Genomic DNA, 17,917 nt, shown 5'->3' with positions numbered 1-17,917 from the left:
CTTCAATTTAATATGCATAACTATTTTTGCTGTTCGTAATCAGTATCCCATTCTGTTCCGTCATCTCCTTTATGTCCATCCATTTTTATAAGGAAGTTTTTAGCAGGGAAATAAGGTTTCATATGAATATCCATATAGATTCTGTCTTTTTGAATTGGATCTTGTTCGAATCTTCTAATCTCGAAATTTTCAATTAGTTTGTCAGGACCAGTAATTCCGTCCAGAAAACTAACAATTTGATTCATTATTTCTTTACGCGTTTTCGCTGTAAAATTTTCGAATGCACGACGATTCAGGAAATCCATCAATACTTTGGTTACATAATCAAATACGCGAACTACAGAATACGTTTGCAATCCTAAATTGTCTCCGCTAAACAATGTTTTTGCAGAGAATGCCATAACTTTTCCGTACTCATTTACCATAGGAACAAGTCCTAAGTTTTCAAGATTAGCAATTTCACTTTTCTTAAGATCAAATTTGACTCCATCAACTTCGTTGATTCCACCAAATTTTTTACCCGCTGTAACCTGCGACATCAATGTTTTGTAAATTTTACCAGCAAGTGCCGCCGAAGGTGCAATGTGTAAATCTTCATTTTCTCCAATTTGATCAAATCTTCCACGTCCTACTAACCAGTTGCATGTCATAATAACGTTAGAACGATAGGCATCACCTCCTGTTAATGAAGCTGCATCAAACATTTCCATTACATCATCCGGCTCGTCAAGATGTTCGAAATCGGTAACCAGCATTACTTTGTTTTCATGCGCAATCTTAGCCCATTTTTCGATTACTTTATTTGATCCCAAATATCCAGGAATAACCAAAATTCCATAATTATTTTTAAGATCTAAACGATCATAATTATCGACTAATTCCGCATGAATGGAATCAATAAAACGGGTATTGTCAAGATCTTTTAGTTGCTCCAAGTCAGCATTAACAATCGTAAGATTTTTTACTTTGTCTATTTCTGTGTTTTTAAAAAACAAACCTATCGTTCTATATGCTGCCTCAATTTCTCTTGTATCTTCAACTGCTTTTACCAAATTCTTTTTTAATAAAGCTTCTGATTCTTTGCATTTGTCCTCACTCTGGGCTACCATATCAGTCAAAGCATCGTTACTGCTTAAAACTGAAGCCCAAAGTTCTAATGTCTTTTTAAGGGTCTCTCTTTCTTTGGTTTTGTTTACTTCGCCAAGAAAAATTTTTCTTCTTGCTTTTCTATCAGGATTAAGATTTTGAATACCTTCAATAGACATTTCCAGTAAATCAAATCCACCGTATTTCGCTAGTTTTTCAACATTTTTTTCGATTGAACTTCCTGAAACTTTACGCTCTAATACAGCTGCCTCGACGTCATTACCCTGATGTGCTTGTTTATTTGACATATCTTAATATTTTTAAATTCTTATTTATTTTCTTTCAATTCATTGATTAACGTTCCAAGACTTTCTAATAATGCTTTTTTAGCTTCCGGATCTTCTAAAGCTCCTTTCAGAATCTTATTGGATTTTAACTGACGAATAATTTTTTGATATTGATCTTTTTCTGTTTCCAGATCAGATAAAAATTTACTTTGTGCTGTAATTCCATTTACTCCAAAATCTCCTAAATTTTTAAATTTTAGTGCTTCGACTTTTGTAGCACCATCAACAGTTTCAAAATTCACTTTTACCTCTGGTTTAAAGTGCTCGAATGCTTTTTCAACACTTGTAATTCCTTCTACCAATTCCGGTTTAATAGGAGCATCTACCGTTAATTTCTGAGCAACAAGTGTTCTGTTTTGAGGGATTGCAATGATGGCTTCATCTGCATCTAACTTTACTTCATTACCGCCAATTCCATAGTTTGATAACATAATTTTTAGTTTTTAAATGATTATTATTTTGTAAATACTTTATTTATTTCTAATCTTATTCATGCAAAAACATCCGCTATTTTGCATGTTAAATTTCCAGATATTAACAGTTTTTTGTTTTTATAAGCTCATTTTGTTAGCTGTAATATTCTATTTGAAGTCAATCTTGTTATTATATCTCTTTAAAACAAAGGTTCTTTGATTGACTGAATCTATTTTTATAATTTTATTAGCATCACGATTTCCTTTTCCTGTTGTTTTCTTAGCTTTCAAAACATTTGTTTTGTTATTAAAATCATATTGGAATTCTCTAATTGATGATTTCTCATCAAGTTCACAAGTAATAGTTTGTATAGGCATCGACACTATTTCATATAATGTGTCTTTTTGAATTTCGTAAATTGATAATGATTTATAATAAGAATTTGCACCACCGCCGCCTTCCCATTGTTCATAATAAGTAAGTAATTCAGGTTTAGAATCATGATTCCAATCTTTATATTCTAAATTAAAATGGGCTTTATTTATAGGAACAATTGACTTAAAAATCATTTTATCATTACTAAAACAGTAATTGTATAAAGTTTCTTCCTCTAATTTAAATTGGCAGAAGATCACTTTTTTATCCAACTTTATTTCATTATAGTCAACTTGAGTTTGATTTTTAAGTGCTCTTATAATGTCATTTTTTAATGTCGAATCTTTTTTTATAATGATTTTAAAATAAATCTTACCATCATATTCACTTAAGAATTTTTGAGGTACTACTGTATCTTGACTATGTTGTCTTTTAGAAAATACTAAGTCCGTTTTCTTCGTTGATTGATTTGTTTCCTTTTTACATGAAAGAAAGGATAAAAATAAAATGAGTATTAGAGGATTTAACTTCATATTAAAATTTTAATATTTTTTATTTAATTGTTTATAAAACACAGAACAAGCAGATTGCATTCTTATTTCCCAAAGACATTTTATCGTTACTTTAAACGCCCCTGTTCCAATTCCTTCTAATAATGTATTACTCTTATTAAATGATATGTTTTTAGAACTATCAATTGCTTTTAATTTCTGTTGTCTATCCAGCGGATCTATAGTTGCTACAACATAATGTTCAGATGTTGAAAATTTATTTAATTCTTTCAAGTATGGAGCTCTATGAGTGTCATATTTTGTATAATATAATTTAGCATTATTATAAAATTTGAGACTTAAATTTTTAGGATCGAAAATACCTTGTACTCTATATTCATCCCCATTTAATGGTTTTTGTCTAAAATGTTTTAAAGGATCATAATTTCCCGCAAAGTTTCCAGTCATAACATCTGGACCATCCCAGTAAGTAGCACCATTCGAGTAATCTTGCTTTTCTCGAACAGCATTTATCACGGAGAAAATAGCAACTTTAATCCATTGGCTATTTCTATCTTCATCGGTTGAATTAGCTACTAATTTGTATGACGGGGTTTCATCTTTTTTTGCATATGAAAAAGACGGTGATAATTCAGAAAGCTTTTTTTTATTTGTACTCTTCATGAAATTATGTATTGCATTTGCAAAACAATATCTTTCGATTTTTAATTCATTAATTGTTATACCTACGTCTGTAGAATTTTGATTTGTTGCTTCCCCATGAATAATTCCTCCAAAAATTAATAAATCGGAGTGAGTCAAATTATTTTCAAATAGCTTCAATAATTTTGCGCCTTTATATTTTACAACCTCATTTCCTTTGGTATCTTTAGTTATTGATTTTCCTGTACAAGTATAGACATCGTTTATACTTCCTGCATTACCAGTTTTATTTACTTTCCCTTCAAAAGTTCCATCTTCATTATAAAAATATCCGTTTGATTCGGGATTAATTATCAATCTTGCTACTGGAATATTTTCATCTCCATTTATACTTTTTACCCTTAAAACTCTTCCTGGAACACCCATAGTATTTTTTTAAAATTACCCCCAAAATCCTTTTTTCTTCTCTGCATTTCTTTTCTCCATATCATCATGCCATTTGTCCTGATACTCTTTCCATTCAGTTCGGGTATAATCTTTGCCATCGTGAGTTACATGAATTTTATTCTTTTGAACTTCTTCTTGTTCTAATTGTTTGTCCGTTTTGTGTTTTGTAGTTTTTTCTACTTCTTCAACCGTTATTTGCTCTTTCAATTTTGCATAACCATCTTTCTCCACTGTTCCCGTAAATGTTACTTCTTTTTCATCTTGTTTTGCATCATATCCGTTTTCATCGTCAAGAATTAGTGTTAAAATTTCTCCTTCTTTAAAATTTCTAGTTTTTACTAAAAGACTTACTTTATCGCCTACAAATGCATCTTTAATTTCCTCTTCCATTTCAGCGCACATCCAGGTTATGTTAAGGATTTGTTTCTTTTTTGCCTCCTTTGGCACTGCATCAATATCTGTTGGTTCATTACGTTGTGCACAATCTGTAATCTTTATATCGACACCTCCATAATTACATTTAATAGTGCTTTTAAGAAGTAAAGGAAATTGTCCTTGAACTTTCATATTGCCCACATCTTTCCAGTCTCCCAATTGCATTACCGAGGCGCAAGGACTAGCACTTTGCGGACTTTTTTTGCAATTGCCTTTAAAGATGAGACTCGTTTGATCTTTCTCTTTTACAGTAGCCGTTTTCTTGCCCTGAATTGTTGGGGTACGAAAATTTACTTTAAGGTCGCCCGCAGGATTGGTACACAAATCACATTGTAATTTTGCGGTATCAATAACAAGTTTTAGATCATTTGCTGCTTTTTCTTCTTTTTCCCTTTCATCTTCTACTTCTTGCTCGCGTTCTTTTTTTTGAGATAGTCGATATTCTATTGCATCATTTTCTCTGCGTTCGTTTATCGAATCTATATTTTTACTAAAGTCAAAGATTTCATCTTTTTCCTTTTGTTCTTTTGCTATTCGATCCTGATACATTTTGTTGTAATCAGGCATGCTTAATCCCTCAAAAATATCTTTCCATCCCATAATTCAATATTTTAATTTCTTGCCTACTGATTCTGATAGATTTGACGACAAACGTCCAAATCACGGCTTACTTTTTCCAGTTCTTCTTTATATGTTTTAGCTGATTGGTTCAAACTGTCTATTAAATGTGCATTATGGGTAAGGCTCCTGATTTGCTTTTTGTAATCAATAATATTTTTGTACGCCAGGATGATGTTATTATATAATTTTTTATTCTCTGTAGTATCTTTAGGTATTTTTTGGTAGAGATTTGCTACCATTACATTTGCCAGACGCTGTTGAAAATCATTATCTACTTTTGGCGAATTAATAGAATCAATGGTCATTCTGATACTATCAATTTTGACAGAAAAGTTGGTTTGATAATCATATTCTCTTTTCATCATTTCATTCTCAACTTTCAACATTTTATTTTCAGCTACAGGCATATAAAAATTGTAAGTTACCGCTACTATCATCACTATAAAAACGAGTGTAAAGGCTACTAAAAAAGCGACAAATGCTTTCTGACGTTCTGATTTATTTAATACTTCCATAATTTATTATCGCTGTTTTGTTTTTTAATCTTTTATAAAGTAACCGTGTCGTTTTGGGTTGTGTACGATATCCTTTTTGTCAGTTTCGGCCACGAATAATTCGATATTTTCTTTTTTCTTACCTATGTAATCCAACTTGCTTAAAGTTTCGAACAGTTTTTCTATTTTGGCTAGAAAGTTCATGGTAGGAATTGCTGTTTTATCTATATGAACATGATCATAATTTGTATTGATCAGTGATGTAAATAATGTTTCTAAATCTCCTTGAGAGAGATCACACCATTCGGCAAAATAATTCAGCAATTCTTCTTTTCCGGCACCCGATTTTGAGTCGATAAAATTTTTCATCACTCTGGCAAAAGATACTACTGTACTCAACATCGCTGCCGGGTGCTGATGTAGTGAAAACCATCGAAATTGAGTTAAACAATTCCCTAAAAAATATCCGGTATTATCTGCCAATTGTATCATGGTATGCGCCAAAAGACCGGTTTGCTGGATTCGGTTTATTTTTTGAGCAATTTGTACTGAATAAATTTCGATTTGTCCAAATGAACGAGCGATCTGAGCTTGCATATCGACCAATTTTGGATGACAAGCCACAGTCATAGATGACGGAATATAATTTTCATCGAGAATTGTAGTATCTCCAATCAAGATCTTACCAATAGCCAGATAATATCCTCCATAACCTATTCCTGAACGAAATTGTTCGGATTTAATTAGATGTAATTTATATTCGGGCTGGGTATAAGGATATCTTGGAGGTACTTCTTCCGGATCAGGCTCTCCAAAAGGAATTCTTGTCATCGAATTAACTGATATACACGCAAGCAATACTAATTGTTCTCCAGGTTTTATCTCATAAGTATCTTCCGGATAAGGAATCTGTAAATCTAAAGTATCTGTATTACTCTTACTTATTTCAATCCTGGATCCGTTAGGTGTAATAGCATGACATTCTTCTACACGTACACGCAATAGTTTGTGGTTGTCTATTCCTAATGAAATTTTCGTAGATTCTTTATTTTGATTTCCTGAATCAAGTAAACCGTAGCTTATGGGTGTGGTGTGAATTCCTATCGCATCATTTACTAATCCAGAAACATTGTCCTGCATTGATAAAAAATGACTTTTATTTATCTTCATCCCATCAATCCAGTTAACGGGAAAGTGGTTCAATTTTTCTACCATGATTTTTTAATTGAGGTGTACTGTTTCGTTTTTACTTTAAGCCTTTGTTTATTCGATGAAGATTGCCCATTTTAAGTTCCAACGCCATATATTGGATCTTCTGTTTCTTTATTTTTAATTGAATCTTCTATTGTTTTTTCTTTTTCCTGTCTTTTACAAATAATAACCGAATTCTCGGTAATACCATTCATTCCTAAAGTAAAGTTGGGATCTATATATTTTGCACTTTGATACCATTTGGGTTGCAGAAAAAACACCCAATTGCAATTTTCTCCTTTATCATTCAGCAAGTCGATTGTGCTTTCGGCATTATGCTCATTATACCCTGAAACAGTGTGATAAAACAAATTGCCAAAATCAATTCGTACCGGACCTTTCGATCTAAGGGATGTATAAGCAGCGCTATTTGATTTTTTTTGAATTAAAAGAGTTATAAGTAAAAGATGTTTCATTTCTCCACCATCTATTTCGGGATATGGGTTTTCCCCTTCAGGTATTTTCCATGTAATGTATTCTTTGGCCGGTATTATCATCATTAAATTAAATACGATGTTGACTCCCGTAGGCACAATGAACACAAGAAAATGCGAACACATCAAAAAAGTAAAATAGATTCCGTTGAGAGCTGTATAAATAATAATAAATAATACACTTGAATATAACATGACAAGTAAGGCGAACAACAATTCATTGGGAATTGATTTTAACTCAAACTTCTTAAAATACCATCTATAGAAATAGGCATGCAGGGTTCCGAACAATAACGAAGCTACCTGATAAAAAATAAATTCATCGGATATTTCATTAAATAACTTGTTGTGCCCCAAGAAAGCGACCAGGGCATACAACAACATAAAGGAGAGTATATAAATGTAAAATCTCTTTTTATAAGTTGTTTTAAATTCTTTTACTTTATCACTAAATATTAACGTAAGTATAATGCTAATGGCAATAATTATAACTAAAATTACCATGAGCTTAATGTCAATGAGCGCTGTTAAATGTTTTTTTATCATCTCTAAATTCTTGTTGTATACCCCAACACTGGTTGTTTGGTAAAATTGAACGCCTCTGTTCCCTGATCCATTAATAAAATTGTCTTAACCTCAACTTCCAATGGAAAAAAATGTTCGTAAAAACAATCTATAAATAACTTCACTTCTCCGTTATGGATATAACTCTCAAAGGAGGCGTTAGTTATTGGGCCTATTTCAATACTTACATTCATAGAATAATCCATGTATTTATTTCCGCAAATAAAATCGACCCCCAATCTATTTTCTCCTAAATTAATTTCCTGACTATCATCACTATATTCTTTAGAACTAGTAGTATTATACTGTACTTTTTCTTCTATAATACTTGCCAGACAATGACATGCTAAATCGATATCCCCAACAATTTGATATGCATAAGGCAAAATTTGAATAAACTTGGATACCAAAACTTTTGGGTAATCTTGTGATAGTCCCCAAAAATCATAAAAGAAGTCTAGTGGTTTACTTCCGTTTAGTTTGTATAGAAAATCTCTTTCAACACTTTCTATCTTTGTTCTGTAATGAAAAATCTCATCCTCAAATGGAGCAAAAAAGATACGAGCATCTGTTTCCTGTTTTTTCTGATGTTTGCCTTCTTTAATCATCCTACCGACTGACTTTTCAGTACCATTCTCATTCAGACTATGTACAAATCCTTCTGGAAGCACATCATAAAGACTATCTCTTGATAAGAGTAACTTCAAATATTCGCTCTTATCGTAATTATCATCCTGAATTGCTACTCCTAAAATATCTCTTCGGTAAGCTCTCGAAAATTGCCCCTGATTAGAAATTGTAATTCCATCAGCGGTAATCTCCTCACTTTTAATGAGTTCATTAGCAATTATTTCAGCCCTGATGTCATATGAAATATTTTCAATTTCTTTTACCAGATCCTCAAGACTCTTCTTATTTTTTCTTTGCATCCTCATTTATTCTTCCTGCTCCTATATAGCGTAATTGAAAATATTCATCATTAAAATTGTATATCGCCAAACCTTTATCTGTACAGGCTAAAATTCTATCGTTGTGCAGGTATAAACCCACATCTGATATAGGATGATCTTTATCGTATCTAAAAAAAACCAAATCTCCCTCAGCTAAAAAAGTCCTTCCTGTAAAAATCTGTATCAACTTTGATTTCCACATTCCGGCCGGATCTTTCGGTAGTGTCACTTTATACACGTCACTGTACAGAGATTGTAAAAAATACGAACAATCGATTCCGTTTCTTGAAAAACTCTTTTCTTTATAGGGTGTGTTAATCCAGGGATCTATATAAGAGTAAAGTTTATAATTTGTTATTTTATTAGGCATTACAGCCAGTACAATCGAATATTTTTCCTTTAATGCCAGAACTTCATCACTTAAATTTTCTGAATTATCATTTACAATCGTTTGATTTATTAAAGAAACCTCCTGCATTTGAGATTGCTTTTTTAACAAGTCAAGAGAATAATCGTACTTAAAAGGAATTTGAGAAATATAATTTTTACTACTGCATCCCATACATATAGTAATAGCGAGCATGATTATAATGATCTGCTTCATGAAAAATTATTGAATGATTAAAAATAGATATCTGACTTTTTTAGAACATCATCTAAAAAGCCTAAAACTTATGTACAAACTAACCGGTGTGGTATTTTGTTAGTTATCAATAATATAAAACATAAGCATAAAGCTACAAATATATATCTATTATTTTAAGTTTTACAAAAAAATATAAGCTTTTTTTTACAATTTATAATTATTAAAAGTTATTTTTGCTGCTAATTTTTCTTACAAAGAGGTAAGGAATTAATATTAGTTGTAAATATGAAGAAAGAAAGAATCGATATCAGGGTCATATTTTTCTTTGCCATTATATTATTAATTGGCCTTGTAACATTCATCATCCAATTTTTTAATCATGTCGATTGCGAAGATGTAAAATTTTATATTTTTTCTGATCATTCGCAAAGTGAAGAAGCCATTGATTTTTATGATAAAACACCAAATGCCAAATCCTGGAAATGGGATTTTGGAGACGGATCAGAACCAGACACCAGAAAACACACTTTACACATTTATAAAAAACCTGGAAAATATCTGGTCACCTTAACTATAAATGGCGAATGCATAAATACTCAGGAGTTAATTATAAAAGATAAATATGCAGCAGATAAGCTGGGCTCCCCACAAATAATAACTTCTAAAATTATTACTGTCGGGCAACCTGCCTACTTTAGGTCTGGATCTGAGAGTGCCAAAACCTGGGAATGGGCATTTGGAGAAAACAGAGGTATCGACGAAACTTTTGCAAATCCGGTGTATACTTTTTCTACCCCCGGCGAAAAAACAATCACCCTGGTAATAAACGGAGACTTTAGTAAAGTTGCTAAAAAAGTTATTTATGTTCATCCCAGAGTAATTAAGAAAACAAATCCGCTTGATGTTACCTCTTATGTTTATGAGAAAAATGCTGACGCTTTTGCCCTGCCAAGAGGAACTGTAAAAAAAGATCCGCTAGACGATATGTTACAATATGTTCCTGTTGCTCCAAAAACTAAAACAATTAAGGATAGCATAAAGGAGGTAAAAAAAGCACCTAAAATATCCGAAGATCAATTCGAAATTTTACTCAATAAAGTAGCCGAAGGAAGTAAGGTTAAAGATGATTTTGCAGAATTTTTATGTGACGATCTCGAAATCCCAATTGTAAAAAACAATAATGACCTTCTCACTTTTGCGCAGTTATGTGCCAATATTAAGGGAAAAAAAATAAAAATAGAATCGATAAGATTAAACAAAGACAAAAACAATAATTGCATTAAAGGAATGTCTATAAATTATAAAGTGAAAAAATATTTGATTTGGGTAAAAGATTAAAATTATGATGGAACAGGAACAAAATATTTTCAGCTCTGAACTATTAAGTGCTTTTGAAATTGCAAAGAAGATTGCAAAAACGAATTTAAATAAATATTATTCAGCCTCTCATTTATTAAAAGCCATTTTAAATCGGGATTTATCGTTGTTAAAACGTCTTGAAACCATGGGTAAAGATGTTTATTATCTCGATGAATGGGCAGATGTGCGTATGGAAGAGGAACCAAAGACCACTCATGTTCTTGACGCCGAACCGAGCGATTTAATTGATGAAATTATAAAAGAAGCAGAATCAGTACGAATTGCTTTGAATGAAGACGAAATTAGTCTTTATGCTATTATTGTCGCTATAAGTTCTCCGGGAGTAGGATTTAATTTCGATCAGATGAAATCCTACCCGATCTCGAGGAATGAATTGCTGGAAGATCAAATTATAATTCCTCAAGCTGAAGGCATTGCCAAACAAGAAGTTAAAAAAGGTTTTCTGGGTAAATATTGCATTCACAAAAATATTGAGAAAAAAAAGAACGGAATAGCTGCTATTGGCCGTGAATCTGAATTAAACAAGATCAAAGAAATACTTTGTCGATTTTCTAAGCCAAACGTATTGCTTATTGGTGATCGCGGTATTGGAAAAACAATTTTGATTGAAACGTTAATTCAAAACGTAATCACAAATCAGGTTCCTGATGTATTAAATAAAGTACAGCTTTTTGAATTAGATTTATCCTCTTTAATTGCCGGAGCATCTTATAAGGGTGAAATTGAAGATCGTTTAAAAAACTGTATTCAGGAATTGAAACAATATCCAAAAGCTATTTTGATCATTGAAGAAATTCATACTTTATTAGATAAAAACGGAGGTGATTCCGGAGTTTCGAATGTTTTAAAAGGCGAACTAGCCAAAGGATTAAACATTATTGCAACTTCAACAATCGATGAATATTCTAAAAGAATTGAAAAAGAACAAGGTCTTTCAGGCATGTTTGAAATTGTAAAATTAGAAGAATCTGATGATGATACTTTGTTCCGAATGATCCGCGAATCGATCAAAACCTATCAGGAACATCATAAAATACAAATTGATGATGAAACGATATCAGAATCTATTCGATTATCCAGAAGATACTTAAAAGAAAAAAGCCTTCCTGAATCTGCCATAAATCTGATTGATCATACAATGTCGGTTCTAAAAACTTCAGGAGAGACATTTTTAAAAGAAAAGCAATCTCTTCTTGACAAATTAGATGTTCTAAAAAAGAATGAAACTCATTTATCTGAAGAGCAATTAATCAAAGAGTGCAATTGGTTTTTGACTGATTTGGTAAATAAAACTACATTTTTAATGGATGTAGAAGAAGAAAATGAAGTACAAACATTAGACACTTCAAGATCACTTATAAATTATATCGAAAGTTTAATTACTGCCCTTGAACAAAAAGCATTAGACAAACGCGTTCATATCGAAGCTTTTGACCTATCGCTTATTATTGCTCAGAAAACGGGTATTCCTGCCGGAAAATTAAAAGAAGAAGAAAAACAAAAACTTAATAATATCGAAGAGGTTCTAAATCGTAGAGTTATTGGCCAGGATCACTGTATTGCAACCGTTGCAGGATCTATTTTAGAGTCAAGATCCGGATTAAGCAAAGCAGGACAGCCTATCGCCTCTTTCTTTTTCTTAGGTCCAACCGGAACCGGAAAAACAGAATTAGCAAAAAGTTTGGCTGAGTTTCTTTTTCAGGATGAAAATGCCATTATACGATTTGATATGTCGGAGTTTAAAGAAGAACACTCTGCAGCTTTACTTTATGGAGCCCCTCCGGGATATGTGGGTTACGAAGAAGGAGGGCTATTAGTGAATAAAATTAGACAGAAACCTTATTCTATTGTTTTATTTGATGAAATCGAAAAAGCACATACTTCTGTATATGATGTTTTTCTTCAAATTATGGACGAAGGAAAACTACACGATCGATTAGGAAAAGAAGGTGATTTCTCAAATGCCATTATCTTGTTTACATCGAATATTGGTGCTGATCATATTGTTGAGACATTCAATAGTGGTAAAATTCCAACTTCAACTTCTTTAATGGAGATCATGGGAAATTATTTCAGACCTGAATTTTTAGGGCGATTAACTGAAATTGTACCTTTTGCTCCTATCAGTAAAGAAAATGCTTTAAAAATATTCGAAATCCATCTTAAAAAAGAGTTTATGGATTTACTAAAGAACATTAATATAAAAGTCGAAATTCCGATGGAAGCCAAACTTTATCTTGCCGAAAATGGCTATAATGCCAAATACGGAGCAAGACCTATAAAAAGTATCATAAGAAGCCATTTAAGAAGACCTTTGGCTAAGAAAATAATCTCGGGAGAAGTAAAAGATGGCGATATAATAACCGTTATTATTGAAAATGAAGAGGTAAAATGGATCAAGGAAGAAATTATTGCAAATGTTCCGGAGAACTAAATTGACACAATGTATTATAAAAAAAAACGCTAAGATCATCTCTTAGCGTTTTCTGTTTTTACATTAGTCTAAAACCAATCCTATTTGGCCGTCGTCATCTAATTCTGTTTCAACCGAATCATCATCATCTAATTCTGGTCGTTCAGGAACCTCTTCAACGGGTTCTTCGTAAGGTAAAGGATCCAGTAAATTTACTTGTTTCAATTTATCAGTTGTAAGTTGATTTCCTAAAGCTTTAAATCCTTTTACAGCAATAAAATCTTCTACGTCAATATGTAAATCTTCTTTTTGAACGCCTTTTACTTTTGCAAAAATAAGTTGCGCTACCGGACGATAATCTGTAGAAACAATTTCTAATTGGGAATTTGGATGATCCGTTATAAAACTTTCTTCTTTTCCTTCATTTTCTACAAGGAAACGTTTCAGATAATAACGCTCTTTTTCTCCATCATAATAAATGGCCGAAATTGGTTTTTTAGGATTAAATTTCTCCAAAACGATCATGTCTTCCTCAAAATGAGTTGACAATTCCGGAATAATGACTTTTAATTTACCTGCCTGACTAATTACTAATATTTTATCGCTTGGTTTAAACTCACCTAATAATTCACCTCTGGCATCAACATTTAAACGTTTTACGGTATCATCAAACCAAACTTTTCTTGGTAATAAAGTCGAAATTCCTTTTTCTTTTAGTTCGATTTTTTTAATTGGATATTTCGTTACCAAATTTCCTTTTGAAGCTCTACCTTTAATGGCTAGCTTAGCGAAATCAATATCGAATTTCAGTTTTTTGATTGTTCCTACCTGACGCAATAAAATGGTAACAACCTCAGCTTCCCCATTTGGATTATGCGAAAAATAAACCACCTGAGAACCATTGGTACCATTGGTTAAATCGTACGCTTTATCTCTGGTAACACCAGAAACATTGAAACGTTTTATATACGAAGGACCTGATTTACCATCACGGTACATCATATTATAAATCGTACGTTTATCACTCTTGTCAAAAACAGCAACATGAATAATATCTTTTCCGATAAAAGTTTTGGCATCAACTTTTGTTACCATCAGTGTTCCGTCTCTTAAAAACACAATAACATCATCAATATCAGAACAATCACCTACGTATTCGTCTTTTTTAAGGCTAGTTCCTACGAAACCTTCTTCGCGGTTTACGTATAATTTTGTGTTACGTAAAACTACTTTTGTAGCCTCAACATTATCAAAAACACGAAGTTCTGTCTGACGTTCGCGTCCTTTTCCGTATTTCTCTTTTAATTTGGTAAAGTAAGCAATCGCAAAATCAGTCAGATTGGCTAAATTATGCTCTACTTCTTTCATCTCGTCCTCTAACTTCGAGATAAAATCATCTGCTTTATCAGAGTCAAAACGAGTAATACGAATCATCGGGATTTGAGTCAAACGTTGCAAATCATCATCGTTGATTTCTCTGACAAACGATTTTTTGAAAGGCTCGAATCTATCGTACAAATATTTGTAAAGTGATTCTCTGTCTGAATACAGTTTGAAATCAATATACATTTCTTCACGAATGAAGATTTTTTCTAAAGTAGAAAAATGCCATTTATTTTTTAATTCTTCTAACTGAATTTCTAATTCCTGACGTAGTAAATCAACCGTTCTGTGTGTTGAAATTTTTAACATTTCAGAAACTCCAATAAACAACGGTTTGTTATCCTCAATTACACAACCTAAAGGTGCTACAGAAGTTTCACAAGCGGTAAATGCGAACAAAGCATCTATCGTTTTATCTGGAGAAACACCCGGGAAAAGATGAATTAAAATCTCAACATCGGCCGCTGTATTGTCTTCGATTTTCTTGATTTTGATTTTACCTTTATCATTGGCCTTCAAAATACTGTCAATCAAAGTTGTGGTATTAGTCGAAAACGGAATTTGCGTAATCACCAAGGTATTCTTGTCTAGTTGTGCAATTTTAGCACGAACACGAACACGTCCGCCACGAAGTCCGTCATTATAATTTGACACATCGGCAATACCTTGTGTCATAAAATCAGGGTATAATGTAAATGCTTTTCCTTTTAAAATCTTGATCGAAGCATCAATTAACTCATTGAAGTTGTGAGGTAACACTTTCGTGGATAAACCAACTGCAATTCCTTCTGCTCCTTGTGCCAAAAGCAACGGAAACTTTACCGGAAGATTGTTTGGTTCTGCACGACGACCATCATACGAAACTCCCCAATCGGTAATTTTTGGAGAATACAAAACCTCTAAAGCAAATTTAGATAAACGTGCCTCAATGTAACGAGAAGCTGCTGCTCCATCGCCTGTTAAGATATTTCCCCAGTTTCCCTGACAATCAATTAATAAATCTTTCTGACCAATTTGTACCATCGCATCACCAATACTCGCATCTCCGTGTGGGTGATACTGCATGGTGTGACCTACAACATTGGCAACTTTATTATAACGACCGTCATCCAACTCTTTCAAAGAGTGCATAATACGACGCTGAACCGGTTTAAAACCATCTTCAATCGCCGGAACTGCACGTTCCAGAATTACGTACGAAGCATAATCCAGAAACCAGTCTTTGTACATGCCCGTTACTTTGGTAATAACGTCCTCTCCTTCTTCTTCCTGGTTTTCGTAAAAATGCTGTCCTTCAAAATTCTTAGCATTTACACTAATAATTTCCTCAGAATCATCTCCGTCCTGATTGTCATCAAGCTGGTTTTCTTCAGAATTATTGTCGTCGTCGTTTGGAATGATGTTATCGTCTTCTTCGTCTTTCATTTAATTATATTCGAAATTATAATTTTAGTATTATTTGTTTTCGATGAGTTCTTTTAAAACTTCAACGCTTGGTAAAACGGTTTTATATTTACTGGCAAGATTACTATTACAGGTAAAAAACAAAATCACTCATTTCATTTTTTGTAATTCCAAAATCCGAGTCACCGACTCGGAATTCTATATCTCAAAAACCCCAGTCAGTGACTGAGGTTTTCATATTTTTATTTAACTTCTAAACCTCAGCCTCAACAGCATCCAACTCCACCTTCAAATTCTTGATGATAAATTCTTGTCTGTCCGGAGTATTTTTACCCATATAAAAAGACAATAATTGCTCTATCGAAGTATTTTTATCCATCATAATTGGGTCAAGTCGAATCGTTTCTCCAATAAAGTTTTTGAACTCATCTGGCGAAATCTCTCCCAAACCTTTAAATCGGGTAATTTCCGGTTTTGGTTTCAATTTTTCGATGGCATCTTTTCTTTCTTCATCAGAATAACAATAGATGGTTTCTTTTTTATTACGAACCCTGAAAAGCGGTGTTTGTAAAATGTACAAATGTCCCTCTTTGATTAATTCCGGGAAAAACTGCAAGAAAAAGGTAATCAATAATAAACGAATGTGCATACCATCGACATCGGCATCGGTTGCAATTACGATATTGTTGTAACGCAATTTTTCTAATCCGTCTTCGATATCTAAAGCGGCTTGCAGTAAATTGAATTCTTCGTTTTCGTACACAATTTTCTTTGTCATTCCATACGAATTCAAAGGCTTACCACGCAAACTAAATACTGCCTGGGTATTTACGTCGCGTGACTTTGTAATCGATCCGGAAGCCGAATCTCCCTCGGTAATAAAAAGTGTGCTTTCTAAGTTTCTAGGATTTTTTGTATCAGGAAGATGCGCACGACAATCTCTTAATTTTTTATTATGAAGATTGGCTTTCTTAGCACGATCTGTAGCTAATTTTCTAATTCCTGATAATTCTTTACGCTCACGTTCAGCCTGCAATATTTTACGCAATAAAGCTTCAGCCGTTGGCGGATTTTTATGTAGATAATTGTCTAATTTCGTTTTAATAAAGTCATTTACAAAAGTACGAACAGATACTGGTGGCGTTCCGTCATCAGAACCCATATCCATAGAACCTAATTTGGTTTTGGTCTGAGACTCAAAAACCGGCTCCATCACCTTGATACTAATCGCACTCACAATAGATTTACGAACATCAGAAGCTTCGAAGTTTTTGTTATAAAACTCACGAATGGTTTTTACAATTGCTTCTCTGTAAGCCGCTAAGTGCGTTCCTCCTTGTGTGGTATTCTGACCGTTGACAAATGAGTGATATTCTTCGCTATATTGCGTTTTACTGTGCGTTAAAGCGATCTCAATATCATGCTCTTTCAGGTGAATAATTGGATATTCAAGATCTTCTTCGCTAATTGTCTCTTCTAATAAATCTCTAAGACCATTCTCTGAAAGGTATTTTTCGCCGTTGAATATAATAGTCAAACCATTGTTTAAATAACAATAGTTTTTTACCATTTTTATTACATATTCTAAACGGAATTTATAGTTTTTAAAGATAGATTCATCTGGCGTAAAGGTTACTTTTGTCCCTTTTCGCTTTGTTGTATCGATCACATCTTCTTCAAGAATTAAATTTCCTGCCGAAAACTCTGCTGCTTTTTGTTTTTCGTCACGAACAGATTCTACACGAAAAGCACTCGAAAGTGCATTCACAGCCTTTGTTCCGACACCATTTAAACCTACTGATTTTTGGAAAGCTTTAGAATCATACTTTCCTCCGGTATTCATTTTCGAAACTACGTCGACTACTTTTCCTAACGGGATTCCACGTCCGTAATCACGAACCGAAACCGTTTTATCCTTGATAGTCACCTCAATAGTTTTCCCCGACCCCATCACGAACTCATCGATACAGTTGTCTAAAACCTCTTTTAAAAGAATATAAATACCATCATCCGGCGAAGAACCATCTCCTAATTTCCCGATATACATTCCGGGACGCATACGGATATGTTCTTTCCAATCGAGTGATCGAATATTATCTTCGGTATATTGATTTTGCTCTAGCATAAAGTGAATTGGATTTTTGGCTAATGTACCATTTATAGCTAAAAAATAAAAGCG

At 33.0% G+C, this 17,917-nt stretch carries 14 protein-coding genes; 2 read left to right on the top strand and 12 right to left on the bottom strand.

What is annotated here, in order from left to right; all coding sequences use genetic code 11:
• Positions 1 to 20: 20 nt before the first annotated feature.
• From L0669_RS12750 to L0669_RS12705, 10 genes are all read right to left on the bottom strand, one after another.
• Positions 21 to 1,394: a DUF5458 family protein gene (locus L0669_RS12750; protein ID WP_263758078.1), complete on the bottom strand. Its 1,374-nt coding sequence runs from the start codon at positions 1,392 to 1,394 to the stop codon at positions 21 to 23.
• Between the two features lie 20 nt (positions 1,395 to 1,414).
• On the bottom strand, positions 1,415 to 1,864 hold the full coding sequence (locus L0669_RS12745; RefSeq protein ID WP_263758076.1) for a hypothetical protein: 450 nt from the start codon (positions 1,862 to 1,864) through the stop codon (positions 1,415 to 1,417).
• Positions 1,865 to 2,014: 150 nt separating this feature from the next.
• Positions 2,015 to 2,755: a hypothetical protein gene (locus tag L0669_RS12740; protein WP_263758075.1), complete on the bottom strand. Its 741-nt coding sequence runs from the start codon at positions 2,753 to 2,755 to the stop codon at positions 2,015 to 2,017.
• A gap of 9 nt (positions 2,756 to 2,764) precedes the next feature.
• Positions 2,765 to 3,802 (bottom strand): hypothetical protein, encoded by a 1,038-nt coding sequence (locus L0669_RS12735; RefSeq protein ID WP_263758074.1) that lies wholly within the window; start codon positions 3,800 to 3,802, stop codon positions 2,765 to 2,767.
• Between the two features lie 15 nt (positions 3,803 to 3,817).
• Positions 3,818 to 4,858, bottom strand: a complete 1,041-nt coding sequence (locus L0669_RS12730) for a DUF4280 domain-containing protein (protein ID WP_263758072.1) — start codon at positions 4,856 to 4,858, stop codon at positions 3,818 to 3,820.
• A gap of 23 nt (positions 4,859 to 4,881) precedes the next feature.
• Positions 4,882 to 5,394 (bottom strand): type VI secretion system transmembrane protein TssO, encoded by a 513-nt coding sequence (gene tssO, locus L0669_RS12725; RefSeq protein WP_263758071.1) that lies wholly within the window; start codon positions 5,392 to 5,394, stop codon positions 4,882 to 4,884.
• 24 nt (positions 5,395 to 5,418) lie between these two features.
• Positions 5,419 to 6,588 carry a hypothetical protein gene (locus L0669_RS12720; protein ID WP_263758069.1) on the bottom strand — a complete coding sequence of 390 codons (1,170 nt, stop codon included), beginning with the start codon at positions 6,586 to 6,588 and terminating at the stop codon, positions 5,419 to 5,421.
• Between the two features lie 71 nt (positions 6,589 to 6,659).
• Positions 6,660 to 7,604, bottom strand: coding sequence for a TssN family type VI secretion system protein (locus L0669_RS12715; RefSeq protein WP_263758068.1), 945 nt, complete (start codon positions 7,602 to 7,604; stop codon positions 6,660 to 6,662).
• Between the two features lie 2 nt (positions 7,605 to 7,606).
• Positions 7,607 to 8,551 carry a type VI secretion system baseplate subunit TssG gene (locus tag L0669_RS12710; protein WP_263758067.1) on the bottom strand — a complete coding sequence of 315 codons (945 nt, stop codon included), beginning with the start codon at positions 8,549 to 8,551 and terminating at the stop codon, positions 7,607 to 7,609.
• Positions 8,535 to 9,176: a C40 family peptidase gene (locus L0669_RS12705; RefSeq protein ID WP_263758065.1), complete on the bottom strand. Its 642-nt coding sequence runs from the start codon at positions 9,174 to 9,176 to the stop codon at positions 8,535 to 8,537. Before L0669_RS12705 ends, L0669_RS12710 begins: the two co-directional genes overlap by 17 nt.
• A gap of 267 nt (positions 9,177 to 9,443) precedes the next feature.
• Between L0669_RS12705 and L0669_RS12700 the strand changes: the two genes are divergently transcribed.
• Both L0669_RS12700 and L0669_RS12695 read left to right on the top strand, forming a co-directional pair.
• Complete coding sequence (locus L0669_RS12700) at positions 9,444 to 10,496, top strand: PKD domain-containing protein (protein WP_263758063.1); 1,053 nt, start codon at positions 9,444 to 9,446, stop codon at positions 10,494 to 10,496.
• Positions 10,497 to 10,503: 7 nt separating this feature from the next.
• Positions 10,504 to 12,972, top strand: coding sequence for an AAA family ATPase (locus L0669_RS12695; protein WP_263763949.1), 2,469 nt, complete (start codon positions 10,504 to 10,506; stop codon positions 12,970 to 12,972).
• Positions 12,973 to 13,035: 63 nt separating this feature from the next.
• Here the strand turns inward: L0669_RS12695 and L0669_RS12690 are convergent, their stop codons facing one another.
• Both L0669_RS12690 and L0669_RS12685 read right to left on the bottom strand, forming a co-directional pair.
• Entirely contained in the window at positions 13,036 to 15,759 is a 2,724-nt protein-coding gene (locus L0669_RS12690) for a DNA gyrase/topoisomerase IV subunit A (protein ID WP_263758062.1), read from the bottom strand.
• Positions 15,760 to 15,991: 232 nt separating this feature from the next.
• Positions 15,992 to 17,863, bottom strand: a complete 1,872-nt coding sequence (locus L0669_RS12685; protein WP_263758061.1) for a DNA topoisomerase IV subunit B — start codon at positions 17,861 to 17,863, stop codon at positions 15,992 to 15,994.
• Positions 17,864 to 17,917 lie beyond the last annotated feature (54 nt).

It is taken from the genome of Flavobacterium bizetiae (assembly GCF_024271895.1).
Lineage (GTDB): Bacteria > Bacteroidota > Bacteroidia > Flavobacteriales > Flavobacteriaceae > Flavobacterium > Flavobacterium bizetiae.
The sequence above is the reverse complement of the archived record's forward strand: the minus strand, read 5'-3'. Positions and strand labels throughout refer to the sequence as shown.

Bases quoted from the DNA above. Each gene is read 5' to 3' on its own strand.
- L0669_RS12750 (WP_263758078.1), bottom strand. From the start codon at position 1,394: ATGTCAAATAAACAAGCACATCAGGGTAATGACGTCGAGGCAGCTGTA.
- L0669_RS12745 (WP_263758076.1), bottom strand. From the start codon at position 1,864: ATGTTATCAAACTATGGAATTGGCGGTAATGAAGTAAAGTTAGATGCA.
- L0669_RS12740 (WP_263758075.1), bottom strand. From the start codon at position 2,755: ATGAAGTTAAATCCTCTAATACTCATTTTATTTTTATCCTTTCTTTCA.
- L0669_RS12735 (WP_263758074.1), bottom strand. From the start codon at position 3,802: ATGGGTGTTCCAGGAAGAGTTTTAAGGGTAAAAAGTATAAATGGAGAT.
- L0669_RS12730 (WP_263758072.1), bottom strand. From the start codon at position 4,858: ATGGGATGGAAAGATATTTTTGAGGGATTAAGCATGCCTGATTACAAC.
- tssO (WP_263758071.1), bottom strand. From the start codon at position 5,394: ATGGAAGTATTAAATAAATCAGAACGTCAGAAAGCATTTGTCGCTTTT.
- L0669_RS12720 (WP_263758069.1), bottom strand. From the start codon at position 6,588: ATGGTAGAAAAATTGAACCACTTTCCCGTTAACTGGATTGATGGGATG.
- L0669_RS12715 (WP_263758068.1), bottom strand. From the start codon at position 7,604: ATGATAAAAAAACATTTAACAGCGCTCATTGACATTAAGCTCATGGTA.
- L0669_RS12710 (WP_263758067.1), bottom strand. From the start codon at position 8,551: ATGCAAAGAAAAAATAAGAAGAGTCTTGAGGATCTGGTAAAAGAAATT.
- L0669_RS12705 (WP_263758065.1), bottom strand. From the start codon at position 9,176: ATGAAGCAGATCATTATAATCATGCTCGCTATTACTATATGTATGGGA.
- L0669_RS12700 (WP_263758063.1), top strand. From the start codon at position 9,444: ATGAAGAAAGAAAGAATCGATATCAGGGTCATATTTTTCTTTGCCATT.
- L0669_RS12695 (WP_263763949.1), top strand. From the start codon at position 10,504: ATGGAACAGGAACAAAATATTTTCAGCTCTGAACTATTAAGTGCTTTT.
- L0669_RS12690 (WP_263758062.1), bottom strand. From the start codon at position 15,759: ATGAAAGACGAAGAAGACGATAACATCATTCCAAACGACGACGACAAT.
- L0669_RS12685 (WP_263758061.1), bottom strand. From the start codon at position 17,863: ATGCTAGAGCAAAATCAATATACCGAAGATAATATTCGATCACTCGAT.